Source organism: Vibrio paucivorans (genome assembly GCF_054053395.1).
Map to the genome: position 1 here is coordinate 2,965,610 of NZ_CM133230.1, position 19,818 is coordinate 2,985,427.

The 19,818-nt window shown below is 44.8% G+C and carries 25 protein-coding genes; 3 read left to right on the plus strand and 22 right to left on the minus strand.

Features of this window, described 5'->3' with window-relative positions; all coding sequences use genetic code 11:
* Positions 1-165 precede the first annotated feature (165 nt).
* Positions 166-930 carry a DUF481 domain-containing protein gene (locus tag ACXABW_RS13430; RefSeq protein ID WP_252030847.1) on the plus strand — a complete coding sequence of 255 codons (765 nt, stop codon included), beginning with the start codon at positions 166-168 and terminating at the stop codon, positions 928-930.
* A 105-nt stretch (positions 931-1,035) separates the two neighbouring features.
* Here ACXABW_RS13430 and rplI read toward each other — a convergent pair whose 3' ends face one another.
* The 15 genes from rplI to fkpA form a co-directional block, all read right to left on the minus strand.
* Positions 1,036-1,488, minus strand: coding sequence for a 50S ribosomal protein L9 (gene rplI / locus ACXABW_RS13435; protein ID WP_252028427.1), 453 nt, complete (start codon positions 1,486-1,488; stop codon positions 1,036-1,038).
* Between the two features lie 32 nt (positions 1,489-1,520).
* On the minus strand, positions 1,521-1,748 hold the full coding sequence (gene rpsR, locus ACXABW_RS13440; RefSeq protein WP_000090472.1) for a 30S ribosomal protein S18: 228 nt from the start codon (positions 1,746-1,748) through the stop codon (positions 1,521-1,523).
* Positions 1,749-1,764: 16 nt separating this feature from the next.
* Positions 1,765-2,067: a primosomal replication protein N gene (gene priB / locus ACXABW_RS13445; RefSeq protein ID WP_265689064.1), complete on the minus strand. Its 303-nt coding sequence runs from the start codon at positions 2,065-2,067 to the stop codon at positions 1,765-1,767.
* Between the two features lie 8 nt (positions 2,068-2,075).
* Positions 2,076-2,465, minus strand: coding sequence for a 30S ribosomal protein S6 (rpsF, locus tag ACXABW_RS13450; RefSeq protein ID WP_252028429.1), 390 nt, complete (start codon positions 2,463-2,465; stop codon positions 2,076-2,078).
* 205 nt (positions 2,466-2,670) lie between these two features.
* Positions 2,671-3,153 carry a bacterioferritin gene (gene bfr / locus ACXABW_RS13455; protein ID WP_252028431.1) on the minus strand — a complete coding sequence of 161 codons (483 nt, stop codon included), beginning with the start codon at positions 3,151-3,153 and terminating at the stop codon, positions 2,671-2,673.
* A gap of 73 nt (positions 3,154-3,226) precedes the next feature.
* A complete protein-coding gene (locus ACXABW_RS13460) occupies positions 3,227-3,415 on the minus strand; it encodes a (2Fe-2S)-binding protein (protein ID WP_252028433.1) in 189 nt (62 codons plus the stop codon).
* A 299-nt stretch (positions 3,416-3,714) separates the two neighbouring features.
* Entirely contained in the window at positions 3,715-4,899 is a 1,185-nt protein-coding gene (tuf, locus tag ACXABW_RS13465; protein WP_252028435.1) for an elongation factor Tu, read from the minus strand.
* A 156-nt stretch (positions 4,900-5,055) separates the two neighbouring features.
* Positions 5,056-7,152: an elongation factor G gene (gene fusA, locus ACXABW_RS13470; protein ID WP_252028437.1), complete on the minus strand. Its 2,097-nt coding sequence runs from the start codon at positions 7,150-7,152 to the stop codon at positions 5,056-5,058.
* Positions 7,153-7,303: 151 nt separating this feature from the next.
* The gene (gene rpsG, locus ACXABW_RS13475) at positions 7,304-7,774 is read right to left on the minus strand and encodes a 30S ribosomal protein S7 (protein WP_047044141.1); all 471 of its coding nucleotides are present in this window, start codon (positions 7,772-7,774) and stop codon (positions 7,304-7,306) included.
* Positions 7,775-7,871: 97 nt separating this feature from the next.
* Positions 7,872-8,246, minus strand: a complete 375-nt coding sequence (rpsL, locus tag ACXABW_RS13480; RefSeq protein WP_457523121.1) for a 30S ribosomal protein S12 — start codon at positions 8,244-8,246, stop codon at positions 7,872-7,874.
* Positions 8,247-8,425: 179 nt separating this feature from the next.
* Entirely contained in the window at positions 8,426-8,701 is a 276-nt protein-coding gene (gene tusB, locus ACXABW_RS13485; protein ID WP_252028439.1) for a sulfurtransferase complex subunit TusB, read from the minus strand.
* A 7-nt stretch (positions 8,702-8,708) separates the two neighbouring features.
* Positions 8,709-9,065, minus strand: coding sequence for a sulfurtransferase complex subunit TusC (gene tusC, locus ACXABW_RS13490; RefSeq protein ID WP_252028441.1), 357 nt, complete (start codon positions 9,063-9,065; stop codon positions 8,709-8,711).
* On the minus strand, positions 9,062-9,457 hold the full coding sequence (gene tusD / locus ACXABW_RS13495) for a sulfurtransferase complex subunit TusD (RefSeq protein ID WP_265688346.1): 396 nt from the start codon (positions 9,455-9,457) through the stop codon (positions 9,062-9,064). The genes tusC and tusD overlap by 4 nt, the downstream gene beginning before the upstream one ends.
* A gap of 2 nt (positions 9,458-9,459) precedes the next feature.
* The gene (locus ACXABW_RS13500; protein ID WP_252028444.1) at positions 9,460-10,176 is read right to left on the minus strand and encodes a helix-turn-helix transcriptional regulator; all 717 of its coding nucleotides are present in this window, start codon (positions 10,174-10,176) and stop codon (positions 9,460-9,462) included.
* Between the two features lie 182 nt (positions 10,177-10,358).
* On the minus strand, positions 10,359-11,150 hold the full coding sequence (gene fkpA / locus ACXABW_RS13505) for an FKBP-type peptidyl-prolyl cis-trans isomerase (RefSeq protein ID WP_252028446.1): 792 nt from the start codon (positions 11,148-11,150) through the stop codon (positions 10,359-10,361).
* A gap of 140 nt (positions 11,151-11,290) precedes the next feature.
* On the opposite strand from fkpA, the gene ACXABW_RS13510 reads away from it, so the two are divergent.
* Complete coding sequence (locus ACXABW_RS13510; protein ID WP_252028448.1) at positions 11,291-12,271, plus strand: WD40 repeat domain-containing protein; 981 nt, start codon at positions 11,291-11,293, stop codon at positions 12,269-12,271.
* The gene (locus ACXABW_RS13515) at positions 12,264-12,491 is read left to right on the plus strand and encodes a SlyX family protein (protein WP_252028451.1); all 228 of its coding nucleotides are present in this window, start codon (positions 12,264-12,266) and stop codon (positions 12,489-12,491) included. The genes ACXABW_RS13510 and ACXABW_RS13515 overlap by 8 nt, the downstream gene beginning before the upstream one ends.
* A 20-nt stretch (positions 12,492-12,511) precedes the next feature.
* Here ACXABW_RS13515 and ACXABW_RS13520 read toward each other — a convergent pair whose 3' ends face one another.
* The 7 genes from ACXABW_RS13520 to mutL all read right to left on the minus strand — a co-directional run bounded on the left by ACXABW_RS13520 (position 12,512) and on the right by mutL (position 19,807).
* The gene (locus ACXABW_RS13520; protein WP_252028452.1) at positions 12,512-12,697 is read right to left on the minus strand and encodes a DUF2065 domain-containing protein; all 186 of its coding nucleotides are present in this window, start codon (positions 12,695-12,697) and stop codon (positions 12,512-12,514) included.
* Positions 12,698-12,771: 74 nt separating this feature from the next.
* Positions 12,772-13,749, minus strand: a complete 978-nt coding sequence (gene hflC / locus ACXABW_RS13525) for a protease modulator HflC (protein WP_252028454.1) — start codon at positions 13,747-13,749, stop codon at positions 12,772-12,774.
* Positions 13,750-13,751: 2 nt separating this feature from the next.
* On the minus strand, positions 13,752-14,942 hold the full coding sequence (gene hflK, locus ACXABW_RS13530; protein WP_252028456.1) for an FtsH protease activity modulator HflK: 1,191 nt from the start codon (positions 14,940-14,942) through the stop codon (positions 13,752-13,754).
* A gap of 45 nt (positions 14,943-14,987) precedes the next feature.
* Complete coding sequence (gene hflX / locus ACXABW_RS13535) at positions 14,988-16,277, minus strand: ribosome rescue GTPase HflX (RefSeq protein WP_252028458.1); 1,290 nt, start codon at positions 16,275-16,277, stop codon at positions 14,988-14,990.
* Positions 16,278-16,312: 35 nt separating this feature from the next.
* Positions 16,313-16,576 (minus strand): RNA chaperone Hfq, encoded by a 264-nt coding sequence (gene hfq / locus ACXABW_RS13540; RefSeq protein WP_252028460.1) that lies wholly within the window; start codon positions 16,574-16,576, stop codon positions 16,313-16,315.
* Positions 16,577-16,781: 205 nt separating this feature from the next.
* Positions 16,782-17,714, minus strand: a complete 933-nt coding sequence (gene miaA, locus ACXABW_RS13545; RefSeq protein ID WP_265688342.1) for a tRNA (adenosine(37)-N6)-dimethylallyltransferase MiaA — start codon at positions 17,712-17,714, stop codon at positions 16,782-16,784.
* A 14-nt stretch (positions 17,715-17,728) separates the two neighbouring features.
* A complete protein-coding gene (mutL, locus tag ACXABW_RS13550; protein ID WP_457523124.1) occupies positions 17,729-19,807 on the minus strand; it encodes a DNA mismatch repair endonuclease MutL in 2,079 nt (692 codons plus the stop codon).
* Positions 19,808-19,818: the final 11 nt, after the last annotated feature.

A 19,818-nucleotide genomic window follows, 5' to 3' on the forward strand; every position in this document is an offset into this window, starting at 1 on the left:
TCAATAACACTAAAATGACCGCCCATTATAACGAGAATCACGCATTTGTAATTAACAATGAAGATGTTTGTTTTCAAGTTAGGTAGAATTAACCGTTCACTGACCAAGAAAGCATTTGGTCAATTTAATATTCAACACCCTGTTTACATATCATCGAGGTACTTTGTGCAAAAACTTTGGCTTATTGGTGCAAGCCTACTTGCCATTCCATCTGCTTACGCGGAAGACACCACACAAAGTCAAACGGATATTGAAGTACCTTCTCCATGGACGACAGAAGTTGAATTCGGCTACCAAGCACATGATGGTAATACTGAATCAGAGTCATTAAATACTCGCATGAATGCTGAGTATGTGTCTGGTCGCTATCGTACCAATGGTGAGTGGCGCTTCTACAACTTGTACAAAGATGGTGAAGAAGACAAAAACCAATCGACTTATAGTATCCAGAGCGACTATAAGCTAAGCCCCAAAACTTACCTATACGGAAGCTTCCAAGGTAACGATTCTAAATACACCGCTTACTTTAAGGACTACACACTTTCTGCCGGTTTAGGTTACCAGTTTTCTTATACAGATGACTTCAAGTTGGAAGTAGAAGTGGGCCCAGGCTTTCGTTATCAAGAGCCGAACCTAGATGAAATTGACGACGATGAAATCGTATTTCCAGATATCGTCGAAGAAGGTATTTTCCGAGGCAACATCGCTTCGACATGGCAAGCGCTCGAGCATTTAAGTCTTTCGGCCGACATAACTATCGTTACTGGTCACAGTAATACCAGAACCGACCTAGATTTAAGCGCTACTAATGATATCACTGATCATATTGCATTGAAGTTCAGCTACGATCAGACCTATCACGATAAGGTTCCTGAAGGGCTGGATAAATCTGACTCGATTTTTTCAGTCAACATCCTGTTCAGCTTTTAACATAAGTGTCGAACGTACTCTAGGTTTTCTTCAGCCATAAAAAAACACCGGCCAATGGCCGGTGTTTTACTATCTTCTGCATGAAGATTTCGTCTCGTACTGAGATTACTCAGCAGCAACAACTTGTAGGTTGATAGCAGCGAAAACTTCAGAGTGAAGTTGGATGCTGATTTCGAACTCACCAGTGTTACGTAGAGCGCCTTCAGGAAGACGAACTTCGCTCTTAGCAACTTCAACGCCTGCCGCTGTGATAGCGTCAGCGATGTCACGAGTACCAATAGAGCCGAATAGCTTACCTTCGTCACCAGCTTTAGAAGCGATAACAACAGCTTCAAGAGCGTTAACTTTCTCAGCGCGCGCTTCAGCAGCAGTTAGTTGCTCAGCAACTTTAGCTTCTAGTTCAGCACGACGAGCTTCGAACATTTCAACGTTGCCTTTAGTAGCCATAACTGCTTTACCCTGTGGGATAAGGAAGTTACGAGCGTAACCAGATTTAACGTTAACTGTATCGCCAAGACCACCTAGGTTACCGATTTTATCAAGTAGAATAACTTGCATTGTTTAATCCTCTTTCTTAATAAAACGACCGATTACTGATGCTTATCAGTGTACGGTAGTAGAGCTAGGTAGCGAGAACGCTTAATAGCGCGAGCTAGTTGACGCTGGTACTTAGCGCTTGTGCCAGTGATACGGCTAGGTACGATTTTACCAGCTTCAGTGATGTAGTTTTTAAGAGTTGCTACGTCTTTGTAATCAATCTCTTGTACGCCTTCTGCAGTGAAACGGCAGAATTTACGACGACGGAAGAAACGAGCCATGGGCTATCTCCTGATCTTAAATTTGAGTAATGTTGTCGGCATGCAACACTAATTTTCCCACGCCATTTCGGCCGGTCTGATAAGCAACGAAGCCGCCTACCTTAATGTTACTACCTTGAACTAAATTCTGAGTTAACGTTTTTGACCTCTGCCCGCTGACAACGACTGGCATGCGACAATACACTTGCCTTGGTAAATCAGCTTCAAGAACGGTGGAACGATGCTCTAACCAAAAGCGGCAGTGCTCAATCCCACTAGGACTTTGGCTTCGAATCGGAGGCTTTACGACGCTGCCGCTGAGCTCCATTCGATTGGTCATAAAGTCAATTACTCAGCAGCTGCTTCTGGCTTAGCTTCTGTACGCTCTTCGCGACGAGGAGCACGCTCTGCACGCTCTTCTTTTTGCTTAAGCATGATAGATTGCTCAGTGATAGCAGATTTAGTACGCATGATCATGTTACGTAGAACTGCATCGTTGAAACGGAAAGCAGTTTCTAGCTCATCGATAACAGCTTGGTCAGCTTCAACGTTCATTAGAACGTAGTGAGCTTTGTGAAGCTTGTTGATTGGGTAAGCCATTTGACGACGACCCCAGTCTTCTAGACGGTGGATAGTACCGCCAGCTTCAGTGATAGAACCAGTGTAACGCTCGATCATGCCAGCAACTTGCTCGCTTTGATCTGGGTGCACCATGAATACGATTTCGTAATGACGCATGTTTGCTCCTTACGGATTATTAGCTTCCACGATTGGCTCGGTCGTCCAGAGGAAGCAAGGAACTAAAGATAATTGACCGAGTTTTAAGGAGCACGAATAGTACAGAAAGGAAGCAAATTACGCAAGAAAAATGTGAGTTAAAACAAAACAGCCTGCTTCGAGTATGCAGGCTGTAAGTAATAGATAGTAAAGAGTATGCGGTCAGCTAATCATCGTCTTCATCGACATACTGAGCTTGTAGGTAGTTTTGGATACCTGTCATGTCAATTAAGCCTAACTGTGTTTCGAGCCAATCAACATGCTCTTCTTCATCTTCAAGGATATCTTGGAATAAGTCTCTAGAGACATAATCATGAGTGTCTTCAGCATAGGCAATGGCATTTTTTAGATCTGGAATTGCGGCCATTTCAAGTTTGAGGTCGCACTCTAACATCTCTTTAGTGTCTTCCCCGATCATTAACTTGCCCAAATCTTGTAGATTTGGCAGTCCTTCAAGAAACAGAATTCGTTCGATGAGGTGATCGGCATGCTTCATCTCGTCAATCGACTCATGGTATTCCTTATCGGCGAGGTGTTTTAAGCCCCAGTCCTTATACATGCGAGCATGCAAAAAATATTGGTTTATCGCGACGAGCTCGTTGCCGAGTATTTTATTGAGGTGTTGAATAATGATTGGATCGCCTTTCATGACAAATACCCTCCTGTTTGGCTCTTATAAATGTAGAACCAAATAAGAAGGTGTCAAAAAAGGAAAGCTGCTGTTAGCTTGCTTTTTGCACTTGTAAGTATTGAGTTTCGGCTAAAATTTCTTTGGTTAGCTTCACGCATTTACCACATTGGCTGCCTAAAGCAGTACACTTCTTGATACCTCTAATATCTGTGATGCCTTCATCTATCGCTAACTTCCTAATTTTCTTATCAGATATACCGTGACAAAGACAAACATACATAACAACTAAATCCTAATACAACTTACGAAATTAAATATAAACAAGAATTGTTATCGCTACCAGTTGTATTGATAATTTAACCAGAACATTTAGTTATATTCATAAGAGCGCAGCGGCATAGATTCAAAGATTTAGCATAAAAAAGAAAAGACAACCGTAGAAGGAAGATTTTTATCGACTGGTTTTCAGTAAGTTAGTATCGGAGCGTGCGCTTAGCGCTTATAACCAAAAATAAAAAAGGGAAGCCTAAGCCTCCCTTTTTAATGCGATTACCGCAATCTCGAATTAATTCCTAAGAATTAATCGAAGATCTTAGCAACAACACCAGCACCTACTGTACGGCCACCTTCACGGATAGCGAAACGTAGACCTTCGTCCATTGCGATTGGAGCGATTAGTTCAACAGTCATTTGAACGTTGTCGCCTGGCATTACCATTTCTACGCCTTCTGGAAGAGTGATGTCACCAGTTACGTCCGTTGTACGGAAGTAGAACTGTGGACGGTAGCCCTTGAAGAATGGAGTGTGACGGCCGCCTTCGTCTTTAGAAAGTACGTATACTTCTGACTCAAACTTAGTGTGTGGGTTGATTGACTTAGGAGCCGCTAATACTTGACCACGCTCTACTTCGTCACGCTTAGTACCACGTAGAAGTGCACCAACGTTCTCACCCGCACGACCTTCGTCTAGAAGCTTACGGAACATCTCAACACCAGTACAAGTAGTTACTGTAGTATCTTTGATACCTACGATTTCTACTTCGTCACCTACTGTTAGGATACCACGCTCGATACGACCAGTTACAACTGTACCACGACCTTGGATTGAGAATACGTCTTCAATCGGTAGTAGGAACGGTTGGTCTACTGCACGCTCTGGCTCTGGAATGTAAGAATCTAGTGCTTCTGCAAGCTCAACGATCTTGTCTTCCCATTGCTTCTCGCCGTTTAGTGCGCCAAGAGCTGAACCTTGGATTACTGGTAGGTCATCACCTGGGAATTCGTACTCAGAAAGAAGTTCACGAACTTCCATTTCTACTAGTTCTAGTAGCTCTTCATCGTCAACCATGTCACATTTGTTCATGAATACGATGATGTATGGGATACCAACCTGACGGCCTAGTAGGATGTGCTCACGAGTTTGTGGCATTGGGCCATCTGTCGCAGCTACAACTAGGATACCACCGTCCATCTGTGCAGCACCTGTGATCATGTTCTTAACATAATCCGCGTGTCCTGGACAGTCTACGTGTGCGTAGTGACGAGTTGGAGTGTCGTACTCAACGTGAGAAGTTGCGATTGTGATACCGCGCTCACGCTCTTCTGGAGCGTTATCGATAGATGCGAAGTCTTTCGCTTCACCGCCGTACACTTTAGCTAGAGTAGTACAGATTGCAGCAGTTAGAGTTGTTTTACCGTGGTCAACGTGGCCGATAGTACCAACGTTTACGTGCGGTTTCGTACGTTCAAATTTTTCTTTAGACACGATCGTGTTCCTTCCTAGTTATGATTCGCCACGATCATTATTGATCGAGACGCGCCAGAATTTGCTATTTTATGCGCCAACTCGCGTTAGCGCAATATTTGGTCGAGCCGTTCTGCCAAAAAATATCGATTATTTAGCAGTTAGCCCATCCGGGTATTAACCACGCTCTGCAATGATAGCTTTTGCAACATTGTTAGGCACTTCAGCGTACTCACTAAACTCCATAGAGTAAGAAGCACGGCCTTGTGTCGCAGAACGTAAATCAGTTGAGTAACCGAACATGACAGACAACGGAACTTGTGCACGAATTATCTTCAGGCCAGCTGTCCCCTCGTCCATACCTTCAATGATGCCGCGACGACGGTTAATATCGCCAACAACATCACCCATCCAGTCTTCTGGAGTTGTTACTTCAACTTTCATCATAGGCTCAAGCAGAACCGGTTGCGCTTCAAGTGCACCAGATCTGAAAGCCATAGAGGCAGCGATTGTAAACGCCATCTCACTTGAATCTGTTTCGTGGTAAGAACCGTCATATAGTGTAGCTTTGATATCCAGAACAGGATAGCCAGCAAGCACACCATTGTTCATTTGCTCTTCAACGCCTTTCGCGACTGATGCAATAAACTCTTTTGGTACAGTTCCATCATCAATTTCATTCACGAAGACAAAGCCTTCGCCAACTTCTGATGGCTCTAGTTTCAGCCATACGTGACCGTATTGACCTTTACCACCATGTTCACGGATAAACTTACCTTCAGCTTTCGCTGAACCGCGAATCGTTTCACGATAAGCCACTTGCGGGTTACCCACATTACAAGCCACGCTGAATTCACGCTTTAAACGGTCGACAATGATGTCTAGGTGAAGCTCACCCATGCCAGAAATCAGTACTTGCCCTGTTTCATCGTCGGTTTCCACACGGAAAGACGGATCTTCTGCAGCCAACTTCGCCAGCGCAATCGCCATTTTATCTTGATCGGCTTGCGAGCTTGGCTCTACAACGATCTGGATAACTGGATCTGGGAACTCCATGCGCTCAAGAACAATCTTATGGTTCTGATCACATAGGGTTTCACCGGTAGTCACTTCTTTTAAGCCAATTATGGCTGCGATATCACCAGCTCGTACTTCTTTGACTTCTTCACGCTTATTTGAGTGCATTTGAACAATGCGCCCTAGGCGTTCACGTTGCTTCTTCACCGAGTTGTAAGCGGTTTTTCCACTCTCAACCACACCTGAATAAACACGGATAAAGGTTAAAGTACCAACGAATGGGTCAGTTGCGATCTTAAATGCAAGTGCAGAAAACGGTTCGTTGTCGTCAGCATGACGCTCTACTTCGTTCTCATCTTCGTCGATACCTTTAATTGCAGGAACATCAACCGGAGACGGAAGGAAATCGACTACTGCGTCAAGAACTGCTTGTACACCTTTGTTTTTGAACGCACTACCACAGGTAGCAAGTACAATTTCGTTATTAAGGGTACGAGTACGAAGGCCTTGTTTGATCTCTGCTTCAGACAATTCACCTTCTTCGAGGTATTTGTCCATTAGCTCTTCAGAGGCTTCCGCCGCTGCTTCAATAAGCTCTGTACGATATTCCTCAGCCATTTCTTGCATGTCTGCTGGGATATCTTCGTATGTGAACGTCATGCCTTGATCAGCTTCGTTCCAGTTAATTGCCTTCATCTTGATGAGATCGACAACGCCTTGGAAGTTTTCTTCAGCACCAATGTTCAATTGAATAGGAACAGGTGTCGCACCTAAGCGATCCTTAATCTGTTCAATGACACGCAGGAAGTCTGCGCCTGTACGGTCCATTTTGTTAACGAAAACCATACGTGGGACGTGGTACTTATCAGCTTGACGCCATACTGTCTCTGATTGAGGTTCAACACCTGATGAGCCACAGAACACAACCACTGCACCATCAAGAACACGCAAAGAGCGTTCTACTTCGATAGTAAAGTCTACGTGTCCAGGAGTGTCGATAATGTTGATACGGTGATCTGGGAATTGCGCTTCCATACCACGCCAAAACGTAGTAGTTGCTGCTGAAGTGATTGTGATACCACGTTCTTGCTCTTGCTCCATCCAGTCCATGGTTGCTGCACCATCGTGAACTTCGCCGATTTTATGAGAGAGACCGGTATAGAACAGAATACGTTCACTTGTGGTTGTTTTACCTGCATCTACGTGAGCAACAATACCGATATTACGGTAGCGCTCAATAGGAGTTTTACGAGCCACGGTTGAATCCTCTTTACTTAGAGACTTAGGGACTATTGCTATACCCAGACTGGTTGCTAAAAAAGCCCCCCTCTAGAAATAGCAATAGTTCCTAGCATACGCATAGGAACTAAAGAAGTGCTGCAAGGAACCTTGCAGCACTATAAAGGTATTACCAGCGGTAATGTGCGAACGCTTTGTTAGCGTCAGCCATGCGGTGAACGTCTTCACGTTTCTTAACCGCAGTACCTTTGTTCTCAGACGCATCTAGCATTTCAGCAGCTAGGCGTTGAGCCATAGATTTTTCACCACGCTTACGCGCAGCTTCAACTACCCAACGCATAGCAAGTGCGTTACGGCGAACCGGACGTACTTCTACAGGTACTTGGTAAGTTGAACCACCTACACGGCGAGATTTAACCTCTACCGCTGGGCGAACATTTTCAAGAGCTTCTTCGAATACTGCTAAGTGATCTTTACCAGATTTCTCAGCCATAGTGTCTAGTGCAGTGTAAACAATTTTCTCTGCAGTAGATTTTTTACCGTCAACCATTAGGATGTTAACGAATTTTGCCAGCAATTCAGATTTGAATTTAGGATCTGGAAGGATCTTACGCTGACCGATGACGCGACGACGTGGCATGGATTTTCTCCGTTGTCTTCTTCAGGTTATCCAAAACTTTTCAGTTTCTTCAAAAATTAAAATTAATTTAGTGTTTGGCCTTACTTAACGGATACCATTAAGATTTTGGACGCTTAACACCGTACTTAGAACGACCTTGCTTACGGTCGTTAACGCCAGCACAGTCTAGTGCGCCGCGAACTGTGTGGTAACGAACACCCGGAAGGTCTTTTACACGACCGCCACGGATTAGAACAACACTGTGCTCTTGAAGGTTGTGACCTTCACCGCCGATGTACGAAGTTACTTCGAAACCGTTAGTTAGACGTACACGACATACTTTACGTAGTGCCGAGTTAGGTTTTATAGGTGTAGTAGTGTAAACACGAGTACATACACCACGTTTTTGTGGACACGCTTCTAGTGCAGGCACGTTGCTTTTAACAACTTGCTTTGCACGAGGCTTACGTACCAACTGGTTAATAGTTGCCATTAACTAGCTCCTGAAATTTACTTAAAAGTAAGCTTTGTGAAAAATCTATCCCAAACCGCCATTGCAGTTAGGGACGCAAAATTCTATGCAGCAGTGAGAGGTGTGTCAAGAAATATACGGATCTTTTTTGTTCAATAAGAGCAATTAGTCCGTAAAGCCACATTGGCAGGAAAAGTAGGTTAATCCCAAGTCAGTGAGTTGTGTTGTTTTGCTGTTAAATCGACAAAGCCAGCATAGCTGACGACAGATACCGACGGGCTCACTCGATTAGCGATACCTCTTGCTTCTAAGTCACTCTGTAGAGCAAACAAAGACAGCCCTTTAACACGATTAAAGGCTTGATGCTGAGGGTTGACCACATAGACGGCATCTTCGACCAACAACACGTCATCTTCTGCAGCATAAAGCGCGAGCATGTCGTCTAATGCTGAAATGGATTTGATGATATGTAACATAGCTTCCTCAGAAAGACAGTAGTTTACCGGCTTGCTGCAATTTAATTTGCAGTTGTTGTCGAGTTAATGCTTCAGCTTCTATGACCAGATCTGCTTGAGCTAGGCCACGCTCCGAAAGCGACTCTGCGCAGACATACACGTGCTCTATATCGTACAAATCGAATAGTTTGAGCATCGGTGCATAGTCCTTGCTCAAAACCCCACTAGGATCTTGCCCTAATAGCAATTGGTACACGCCATCGCCAATAAACAGCACTGTGATATCTTCACAGTATGCTGATGCAGCCAGAAGCGCATCGACACCTTCTCGGCCCGAATTGCGTCCATGTGGTGCACTGCGAAATAGATAAGTTAGTTGACTCAAAACTGCACTACTCGATCTTGGGTTAACATAGCTTCAGCTAAACTCCCCAACCCAGCCTGTTCAAACCCAGCCGCCAAATTGTGCTGTGCAAGGCCGTGCTGATTTGCTTCGTCTTCACTGAGAATACCACGCCGTAAAGCTGCGGCAACGCATGTCTCGAGACGTATATCATGTTGCTGCGCCATTGACTGCCAAGCTTTAGTGAGGTTGAACTCATCGTTTGCTGGCACACTCAATGCAGTGCCATTGGTCACACCGTCCTGATAAAAAAACACGCTCTTGATGACATGTCCTTTTTCGATGACTGCTTGAGCAAATTGGTATGCACTGCGAGCCGATTGGCTGCCATAGACAGGGCCATTGACCACCAGCGAGTAAGTTAGCTGGCTCACGCTTATTCGTCCTCGGTCTTACGCTGACGAATGTAGAGATAAACTGTGTGTTTAGAGATGTTCAATCGGTCTGCAACACGGTTGATGGCATCTTTAATATCAAAGATACCTTTATCGTATAGCTCCATCACGATTTGGCGGTTCTTGGTATTGTTGGACACAGATTTGTCGGCGTTGATCTCTTCGATCGTGCGCTCAACCGTTTGGTCTACGAGTTCTTCAACATCGCTTGCGAAGTTAACAGAAGACGCCGCTTCTTTCGCTTCTTGCGTTGGCATGAACGATTGCAGCACTTGAGAGAAAGGCGCATCAAGGTTGACGTTGATACAAAGCAGACCAATCACGCGGTTTTCGCCGTTACGAATAGCAACGGTGATCGACTTCATTAATACGCCGCCTTTTGCGCGGGTAAAGTACGAACGCGAGAAGTTACGCTCAGAGCCTTCGATGTCTTTCAACATCTTAAGCGCTAAGTCTGTAATTGGAGAACCAACCTGACGGCCAGTGTTTTCACCGTTAGCAATTTTAATCGCCGATGTATTGAGATCTTCAAGCGAGTGAAGAACAATCTCACAAAACGGACCGATGAGGCTAGCAATGCCATCAACCACGGCTTCGTAAGATTTAAGAATAATTTTATCGTGCTCGCTAAATGGCATCACATTGACAGATTCCATTTCGAGCAACATGTCTGCATTTATTGTTTCTGTAGTTGTCACTTTTATCTAGCCTTAGAGCGAAAAATCAACAAATTGGTGTAAGTTTATCAGAAATTTTGAATTGAAGATCAAGCTAAGTGACGTTCTAGTGATATAAAACAAGTTATCAAGACAAACATCACGATAACAAAAAAGGCCTGACAGAGTCAGGCCTTTGAAATTGATGAAACTTTTAGCTGCGATTATTGCGTAGCCGTTTCTGTTCCGTTATCAATTTTAAGCAGTTCAACTTCGAATACTAGTGTCGAGTTTGCTGGAATTGTTGGAGTGTCTTGCTCGCCGTAAGCTAGCTCTGGTGGGATAACAAACTTGAACTTAGAACCCACTGGCATTAGCTGAACACCTTCAGTCCAACCCGGAATAACGCGGTTTAGAGGGAAAGTAGCCGGCTCACCACGATCGTAAGAACTGTCAAACTGAGTACCGTCGATTAGAGTACCTTTGTAATGTACTTGAACAGTATCAGTATCTTTAGGCTGCTCACCTTCTGCTGGAGTCATTACTTGATAAAGTAGACCAGTTTCAGTTTTGTTTACGCCTTCTTGTTTTTCAAAATCGGCGCGGTAATCATCACCTGCCTTTTTCGCTTCAGCCGCTTTTTCAGCAGCTTGCGCTTGCATTGTTTCAGCAACACGCTTGTCCAGCGCTTCTAGTGCAGCACGAGTTTCTTCTTCATTCAGCTCTGGGTTACCAGCAAATACATGCTCGATACCTTTAAGAACCAAATCTTTGTTTAGATCGATGCCAATTTCGCTTGGCTTTTCAATGCTAGTGCTTAGGTAATTAGCAAACGATACACCAATTGCATATGCTGCTTTGTCATCGTCCGATTTAAAATGAACCGTTTTACCTGTTTCAGCTTGAGTTTGTTCAGCTGCTGGTGCCACTTCGGCTTTTGGCTCTTCTTCTTTTTGACAGCCGACTGCTAACAATACTGTTGCCGCAAGCAGTGACACTTTAAACATCGATTTCATTTTATTCTCCAATTTGTAGGCTAACCTTCTGTCGTTATACATAAATATCATTTTTATGACTGGTACGTACGACTCAGTTGTACCAATATAGCTATATGTTTACAGATTGTCTTTAAACACCAAGCGGATAATTAGACTTGATGCGAAATATTTTTCATGCAATTGCATTGTTATTTGTCATCGTTACGTTAAATGGATGCTTTTTCTCCAGTAACGATGACCAACGTTGGGAGTTAGAACCAAAAGGAACAACTAGCTTTGCGCTCAGCAGAGACGCTCGCTTTGCGTTAATTTATTCTAAGTCCCAGCACCTTGTTCTGTGGGACCTAGCCCAGAACCAACTACTCGCGAAACTTGGTGAACAAGACCAGCAAGCCAATACCGTATCAAGAATCCGAATATCAGATAATGGCCGCTATGCCATCACTGCCAGCCAAATCAACTTTGCGGTCTGGGATCTGTCTTGGACTCAAGCTGAAGGGCTTTGGTCTATCTCTGACGGGTTGATTCGAGACGTCGATATCTCCAGCAATGGAGAGCAAGTCATACTCGGCTTATCCAATGGCAAAGCAATTTACGTAAACTTAGTCACCGGACGACGACTTGAGTTCCTTGCACACCAAGAAAAAGTCAATTCTGTCGCTCTTTCCCCAAATGGAAAATACGCGCTGTCAGGAGGCAACGACTACACAGCCTATCTATGGGACACCGAAACAGGGCTGATAATACGCACCTTTGAACATGAACAGCGTATCAATCGAGTCGCACTACAAAGAGATGGCTTATATGCGTTTACATCCGACGGCGGTAATCAGGCAATCATCTGGGACTTAAAGACAGGAGAACAGATTAGCCAGCTTAAGAGCTTATCTCGACAGCTGATCTTCTCCAGCGCCCGCTTTTCAGATGATGGCCAGTACTTAGTTACTGGTACTCCTTCCAGCCGTATCCATGTTTGGGAGACCCAAACAGGCAAACGAATAGAGGGCTTTGAAGCCGAACCATTAAAAGATGCTCGCCCACCGCGTGCGGTAGTGTATGATGCAGCATTCGACCACCAGCAACGTGTTATCTCTGGCACATCCGCTGGTATTGCACAGGCGTGGAAATTAAATGACTGAAAAGACAATTCAAGCTCTTGAAAACCGAATTAACGACCTAGAGTGTCAACTGGCTTTCCAAGAACAGACTATTGATGAGCTCAACAGTGCGCTGAGTGAGCAACAATTGCTGATAGGTAAAATGCAAGACCAAATGAAGTACGTCGCGGGTAAGATTAAAAACATGGATACTTCAAACTTGGCCGATCCATCTGAAGAAACACCGCCACCTCATTATTAATCGAGTTCTCAGGTGATTGCCTAACCAAAGATATAGGCAATCACAGCTCCCGCAACGACCAAGCAACCACCAACTCGACGCAATAGATTATCCGGTAACTCACTCAACTGAGCGACCATGTTTCGCCAGCCATTAGGCGCAATCAAAGGCCCTAGCCCTTCAACAATCAACACTAAGCCGATCGCTAGCCAAATTGAGTTCGACATTATTACCTCTATATATTTAATCAAAAAATAAAGGCCCCTAAGATTAGGGGCCTTTATTGTTACTAGTGCTGAGATTATTTTGCAGCTGCGCCAGAAGCGTTATTCATGTACTGGAAGAAGTCACTCTTCGGATCCAATACTAGGATATCACTCTTCTCACTGAACGATTTCTCATAGGCTTTCAAAGAACGCATGAAGCTAAAGAACTCAGGATCTTTGTTGTAGGCATCAGAGTAAATCTTCGCTGCTTTAGCGTCTGCTTCACCTCGTGTTACACGAGCTGTTTTGTCAGCTTCAGCAAGGACGGTTGCGACTTCAAGTTCAGCTTGTGCACGGATAACTTCCGCACGCTCACGACCTTGAGAGCGGTGCTTACGCGCTACAGATTCACGCTCTGCACGCATACGACGGTAGATAGACTCACTGATTTCATCTGGCAGGTTAATCTTCTTCATACGGAAGTCGACAATTTCCACACCTAAATCTTCCAGTGCACTATCTGTTGTGCCCGCAAGAACATTTTCCATGATCTTGTCGCGCTCACCATCAATCTCTAGTGCTTCTTTCGCAGCTTCAGTCGCGACTTCTTCACTGTCGATGCTCTCTGGTAATACATCTCTATTACGAGGGCCCGATACAATCTGTTTGATTTCACGTGCACCGATTTCAGAACGAAGTACGTCTGTTACCTTACGCTCAAGAAGCGCTTCAGCTGTTAGTACGTTACCGCCACCAGTAGTTAGGTAGAAACGCCCGAAATCAGAGATACGCCACTTTACATAGGTATCGATGATAACGTCTTTTTTCTCTGACGTTACGAAGCGGTCAGAACGTCCATCCATCGTTTGGATACGTGCATCAAGTGTCTTCACACGGTCAAACAAAGGCATTTTGAAGTGCAAGCCAGGCTCATAAATCTTCGACACACCATTGTCATCAAGAACACGGCCGAATCGGATTACCATACCGCGCTCGCCTTCTTGAATCACGAATACCGACATTAGCAATAGTACAATCGTTACTGCCAATACAGGGATCATTAACTTACGCATTCTTAATATCTCCCTTGACGTGAACCAGTAGAACGAGATTGTGAATCATTGCTTGTCTCAGTGCCTTGCGACTCAAGTTCAATTTTGTCGTATGCTGATGAAGACTTAGTGCTACGTTTAGTCTGAGTTTTACCTTCCTGACCTGCTAGCTTATCGATTGGCAAGTAAAGTAGGTTGCCGCTCGATTCAGAATCAATCAACACTTTCGACGTACTTGAGTAAACCTGCTCCATTGTGTCTAGGTATAGACGGTTACGAGTAACCTCTGGAGCCGCTTGATATTCAGGTAGCAGCTTTTCAAACTGAGCGACTTGACCAAATGCTTCGTTCACTACGCGCTCAGAGTAACCAAGTGCTTCTTTCTTCAAACGTTCAGCACGACCCGTCGCTTTCGGTAGAATATCGTTACGGTAAGCTTCAGCTTCACGTTCAAAACGCTCTTCATCTTCTCGCGCCGCGATTGCATCATCAAATGCATCTTTCACTTGCTCTGGTGGACGCGCTGATTGGAAGTTCACATCCACAATCACTAAGCCCATATCATAGCCATCGATAATTTGATTTAGCGTTTCTTGTGTGCTTTGGCGGATTTGCTGACGACCACTTGTTAGGATGCTATCCATTAGGGAGTCACCAATCACAGCACGTAGTGCAGAGTCAGTCGCTTGACGTAAGCTATCGTCAGCATTTGTTACTCGGTACAAGTATTTGTATGGGTCAGCAACACGGTATTGAACGTCCATACCAACTGTTACTACGTTTTCATCTTTAGTCAGCATTAGACCAGATGCACGCAATGAACGGATAGATTGAACATTAACCGGTTCGTACTCATCGATAAAACGAGGGCGCCAGTTCAGGCCTGGATCGACGATGCGATCAAACTTACCTAAACGAGTAACCACACCACGTTCTGTTTCACCAATGGTATAGAAGCCTGCAAAGAACCAAATTGCTACGGCAATCGCTGCGATGACACCAAATCCTAGTGCCCCACCATTGCCAATAGATGGGCCTTTGCCACCCTTATTACCAAACTTGCCACCCAGCTTTTGACTCAGTTTGTTAAATACTTCGTCTAAATCTGGCGGCCCTTGATCACGGCCACCTTTGTTACCACGATTATTATTACCCCAAGGGTCATTATCGCGGCCATTGTTGCCGTTGTTGTTACCAGGCTCATTCCACGCCATTAGAAAGCTCCATCATTAGATATGACGTTATACTGTAGCAGTCCTTTAAGTAACTATAAAGTCACATAAAACTGCCTCTTCTCTTTTTTCAAGTCTAGACCAATCTACCTGTTGCATTCGAACATCGATCAACAGGTTACCTTCCTGGTCATATTCTTCTCGTTGAATACATTTCATTTTGAAGAATGTGCTACGTATGCGCCCTTGATGCAGGGGAGGTATACGCAGTCGGTACTGAACCATCTGACTCGCAAGACGTTCCGTCAATGCTTCAAAAAGCAGTTCAATACCCAAACCTTCCATTGCTGAAACCCACACAGCTCGCGGCACGCCTTCTTCGTCTCGCTCAATTCGGGGTTTCTGGTCTTCTAGATTATCAATCTTGTTCATGATGACGAGCGTCGGCACTTCGTGCGCATCGATCTCTTCTAGCACGTCATGAACAGCTTGAATGTTCTCACGAAAACGGTCATCACTCGCATCAACAACATGTAACAAAATGTCAGCTTCCTGAGTTTCTTGTAACGTTGCTTTAAATGCAGCCACTAAGTCATGTGGCAAGTGACGAATGAAGCCCACCGTATCTGCCAAAATTGCCGGTCCAACATCCGCAAGTTCGATCTTACGTAAAGTAGGATCCAGTGTCGCAAATAATTGATCGGCGGCATACACGCCAGCTTCAGTAATACGGTTAAATAATGTCGATTTTCCCGCATTGGTATAACCGACTAATGATACTGTCGGTATTTCAGCTCGGTTTCGAGCACGACGACCTTGCTCTCGCTGCTTGGCCACTTTTTCAAGTCGACGCAAGATAGCTTTAATACGATCACGCAGTAGACGTCGATCCGTCTCTAACTGTGTTTCACCTGGTCCACGTAAACCAATACCGCCTTTCTGCCTCTCTAGGTGAGTCCAACCGCGAATAAGGCGGGTGGATATATGGCGTAGTTGAGCAAGCTCGACCTGTAATTTACCTTCGTGCGTTCGAGCACGCTGAGCAAATATATCCAGTATCAAACCGGTACGATCTAATACTCGGCATTTACACAGAGCTTCTAGGTTACGTTCTTGGGCAGGGGAAAGAGCATGATTAAAGATCACTATATCTGCACCCGCTAACTGAACAGCTTGTGCAATTTCCTGAGCTTTACCTTCTCCAACATAGTATTTAGGGTGAGGAGACTGACGACTGCCAGTAATCACTTGCAGTGACGACACTCCTGCAGAAGACACAAGCATTTCAAATTCGCTTAAGTCTTCCCACTCACCCTCTTGCGTGAAGTTGATATGAACAAGTACGGCTCGCTCACCGGCTTCATAACGGTCAAACAAGCAACCAACTCCTTATGATGATTGGTAGTAGAGAATTAATCTTCAGATTTCTCTTGTGGACGATCTGCTTGAGGGCGATCGCCGCTGTGGTGGCTAACAGCACGAGCAGGCACGACTGTTGAGATCGCGTGCTTGTATACCATTTGATTTACTGTGTTCTTAAGTAGGATCACAAATTGATCGAACGACTCGATCTGACCCTGAAGTTTAATACCGTTAACCAAGTAAATAGATACTGGAATGCGCTCGCGACGAAGTGCATTTAAGAATGGGTCTTGTAGAGATTGCCCCTTAGCCATTTTTATTTTCCTTATTTGTATTTTGTTGTAATTATTTAGCTAGTGGTTTAGTGCAAATATTTTGGTGCAGCCTTTGCATCTGAGCTAAACGAATAATAATCACCCCGTTGTTACTCTTTAATGAAGGCAATACCAACATTTTTCAAGTAACGAATCCTTCACAGGGCACATGCACGCAAAAGCGATCACATTATACACAGCTAACTTAATCAGATGCTATTGCATTCGATACAGTTTCTAGCGCTTGTTCAATGTTTTCACTATCTAACCAAGTTAAATCATCCCAGCTGCGTAACCAGGTGATCTGACGCTTGGCCAATTGACGGGTCGCACAAACTCCACGAAAAATCGCTTCGTCCAATGTACAGTTCCCATCCAAATAGTCCCACATCTGTCGATACCCGACACAACGAATAGACGGTAAATCAGGGTGAAGATCCTTTCTGGCGTACAACGCCTTCATTTCTTCTTCAAATCCCGCTTCGATCATTTTGTCAAAACGCAGTTCAATTCGACGATGGAGCTCAGCCCTTTCCTTGGGAGCTATTGCAAACTGTTTTACACGAAACGGCAGGCTTTCACCTTTGGTTTCAGTCAGCTCAGTAAGAGTTTTACCCGAAATTCGATAAACTTCCAATGCCCTTGATAATCTTTGTGGATCATTAGGGTGAATTCTTGCGCCTGAAACAGGATCTATTTCCTTCAGTTGATCGTGTAATGCTCCCCAACCTAACTCGGCAGCTTCTTGCTCAATTTGCTGACGAATAGCTACATCTGCAGCCGGAAGCGGAGACAACCCTTCTAGCAACGCTTTGTAATACAGCATCGTCCCCCCCACTAGTAGGGGGATCTTGCCCTGTGCAACAATGTTGTTCATTGCTTCAAGTGCATCCCGACGAAAATCTGCTGCTGAATAGGCTTCACTCGGGTCGAGAATGTCAATCAACTGATGTGGAGCAAGCTCCAACTCTTTCTCATCAGGTTTTGCTGTTCCGATATCCATCCCTTTGTAAATCAGGGCAGAATCCACACTGATGATCTCTACAGGAAATTTTTGGCGCAGTCGAATAGCCAAATCAGTTTTTCCTGACGCTGTTGGCCCCATTAAAAATAGAGCTAAAGGGAGTGTTTTGTTCATGTTTACTTATATGTTTATGGCATTAGTGCCGCTATGGTCGCTTCAAAATTAACAGGACGAACAAAGCTAGGATCATCTAAAGGTAGTTGACCGTGCCAAAGCTGTTCTAGTTCCGCAATAATTTGAATTCCTTCGGATAAAGTGTAGTCACTTTTCACTTGAGTGATGTTTTGCGCAAGCCAATCCGCCAACAAACGCGCGTTCTTCTGGCTTGCTTCCTGACCATCATCAAACGAAGCGACGTAAGATAACAGATCTGGGATCAGCTTTTGCAAGTTTTGTTGTCGCAAAGGTTGTGGGACCCCCATAACCATTACCGTTGAGGTATTTCTCGCCTTAAATTCAATCCCAAATAACCCGAACAACTCACTGGCTTGCTCGATGAGGGTCACCTCATCAGTGGTTAACTTCAAGGAGAGCGGAACCAATAAAGGTTGGGACTTTAGCGCTTCTATACCTGTTTCTAACTGCCCGCGAGTTCTCAGCCACTCCGCTTTAGCGAGTGATACCAGTGCCACGCCATGCTTTGACCCCATGACTAAGTATTGGCTATGGGATACAGCAATCGCTTTGCCTAAGGTTTCCACCTTCTCATCATGTGTACCTATTGGTTGAGAGCCACTTGATTTGTCAGGTTTGCTAGTTAGCTCAGAACCAAAGTCAGGCGTTTGCATAAGCTCATTGTAAGCTCTGACTTCTTGCTTACTTGGCGCTGGAGCAGAATATCCTTCTTGCTGCTTAGATGACAGTGGCTTGTTTGGTTTAGCCGTCTCTATCCATTCACTGCGCGCCGAAGTTTCGTTAACCGAAAAAGCAGGCTTGGACTCTGCTACTTCTCGTTTGCGAGGGTATGCAGGGGTATTTTCAATCGCTTGAAATACACGCTGTTCAACATCGTTATAAGCATCAGTACGGCCACTTTCTCCGTGGTGTACCTGAGCACTATGACCTTGATTACTCGCTTCCTGAGCAGTATGTCCTGGAGAATCACTGTGTTGAAACGTTGCCGTAGACGGCTGCGCACTAGACTCCGGTGAAACGCTCTCTGCCGCTTGATGAAAAGCAGACTGAGGAACTTGAGGCGTTTCAATATGAGCGCTCTGTACTAGGGCATCGCTCAACGCTTGATAAATGAAATCATGCACTAACCTCGCTTGATGGAAACGAACTTCATGCTTCGCCGGATGAACGTTCACATCTACTTGGTGTGGATCAATTTCAATAAACAATACATAGGTGGCAAATTGATCTGCTCTTAAGCTCGTTTCGTAACTTTGCCGAATGGCATGATTGATCAATTTGTCGCGCATCATACGACCGTTCACATAGCAGTATTGAAGATCGCTTTGCGCACGAGCTCCCTCTGGAGTGGAGATCCAGCCATGCAATTTAAGGCCTTGATGATCCAACTCTATCTTCAACATATTACGAACAAACGCATTGCCACACACTGCCGCGATTCGTTTCTCTGCTTGAAGCTCGTTTTTTGCTGCTCTGTACTGACGAATCATCTTGCCGTTATGGCGCAGATTAATCGTCACATCAAACCGGCTTAATGCAATACGCTTAAGCAACTCATCAATATGAGTAAACTCAGTTTTCTCTGTACGCAAGAACTTGCGTCTTGCCGGAGTATTGAAGAACAGATCCAATACTTCGACTGATGTACCAATAGGGTGGGCAGCAGGTTGGATCTTCACTTCCATCTCGCGGCCTTCACTGTAAGCCGACCAAGCCTGATCCTGAGTTGCAGGTCGTGAAGTCATCGTCAAACGGCTTACTGAGCTAATACTGGCTAACGCTTCCCCACGAAAGCCTAAACTCACTATCGCCTCAAGATCATCTAAAGTGTGGATCTTTGATGTCGCATGGCGGCTGAGCGCTAAGCCCAACTCCTCTTTAACAATGCCTTTGCCGTTATCTCGAATACGGATCAGTTTCGCTCCGCCTTTCTCGATATCAATATCGATTCGAGTTGCACCGGAGTCTAAACTGTTCTCGACCAGCTCTTTAACCACCGATGCAGGGCGCTCTACCACTTCACCTGCGGCTATTTGGTTGGCTAAACGAGCTGGAAGGATCTTTATCGTCATTGTCGTGCCAC

Bases quoted from the DNA above. Each gene is read 5' to 3' on its own strand.
- rplI (WP_252028427.1), bottom strand. From the start codon at position 1,488: ATGCAAGTTATTCTACTTGATAAAATCGGTAACCTAGGTGGTCTTGGC.
- rpsR (WP_000090472.1), bottom strand. From the start codon at position 1,748: ATGGCTCGTTTCTTCCGTCGTCGTAAATTCTGCCGTTTCACTGCAGAA.
- priB (WP_265689064.1), bottom strand. From the start codon at position 2,067: ATGACCAATCGAATGGAGCTCAGCGGCAGCGTCGTAAAGCCTCCGATT.
- rpsF (WP_252028429.1), bottom strand. From the start codon at position 2,465: ATGCGTCATTACGAAATCGTATTCATGGTGCACCCAGATCAAAGCGAG.
- bfr (WP_252028431.1), bottom strand. From the start codon at position 3,153: ATGAAAGGCGATCCAATCATTATTCAACACCTCAATAAAATACTCGGC.
- ACXABW_RS13460 (WP_252028433.1), bottom strand. From the start codon at position 3,415: ATGTATGTTTGTCTTTGTCACGGTATATCTGATAAGAAAATTAGGAAG.
- rpsG (WP_047044141.1), bottom strand. From the start codon at position 7,774: ATGCCACGTCGTCGCGTCATCGGTCAGCGTAAGATCCTTCCAGATCCT.
- rpsL (WP_457523121.1), bottom strand. From the start codon at position 8,246: ATGGCAACTATTAACCAGTTGGTACGTAAGCCTCGTGCAAAGCAAGTT.
- tusB (WP_252028439.1), bottom strand. From the start codon at position 8,701: ATGTTACATATCATCAAATCCATTTCAGCATTAGACGACATGCTCGCG.
- fkpA (WP_252028446.1), bottom strand. From the start codon at position 11,150: ATGAAATCGATGTTTAAAGTGTCACTGCTTGCGGCAACAGTATTGTTA.
- ACXABW_RS13510 (WP_252028448.1), top strand. From the start codon at position 11,291: ATGCGAAATATTTTTCATGCAATTGCATTGTTATTTGTCATCGTTACG.
- ACXABW_RS13515 (WP_252028451.1), top strand. From the start codon at position 12,264: ATGACTGAAAAGACAATTCAAGCTCTTGAAAACCGAATTAACGACCTA.
- ACXABW_RS13520 (WP_252028452.1), bottom strand. From the start codon at position 12,697: ATGTCGAACTCAATTTGGCTAGCGATCGGCTTAGTGTTGATTGTTGAA.
- hflC (WP_252028454.1), bottom strand. From the start codon at position 13,749: ATGCGTAAGTTAATGATCCCTGTATTGGCAGTAACGATTGTACTATTG.
- hflK (WP_252028456.1), bottom strand. From the start codon at position 14,942: ATGGCGTGGAATGAGCCTGGTAACAACAACGGCAACAATGGCCGCGAT.
- hfq (WP_252028460.1), bottom strand. From the start codon at position 16,576: ATGGCTAAGGGGCAATCTCTACAAGACCCATTCTTAAATGCACTTCGT.
- miaA (WP_265688342.1), bottom strand. From the start codon at position 17,714: ATGAACAAAACACTCCCTTTAGCTCTATTTTTAATGGGGCCAACAGCG.
- mutL (WP_457523124.1), bottom strand. From the start codon at position 19,807: ATGACGATAAAGATCCTTCCAGCTCGTTTAGCCAACCAAATAGCCGCA.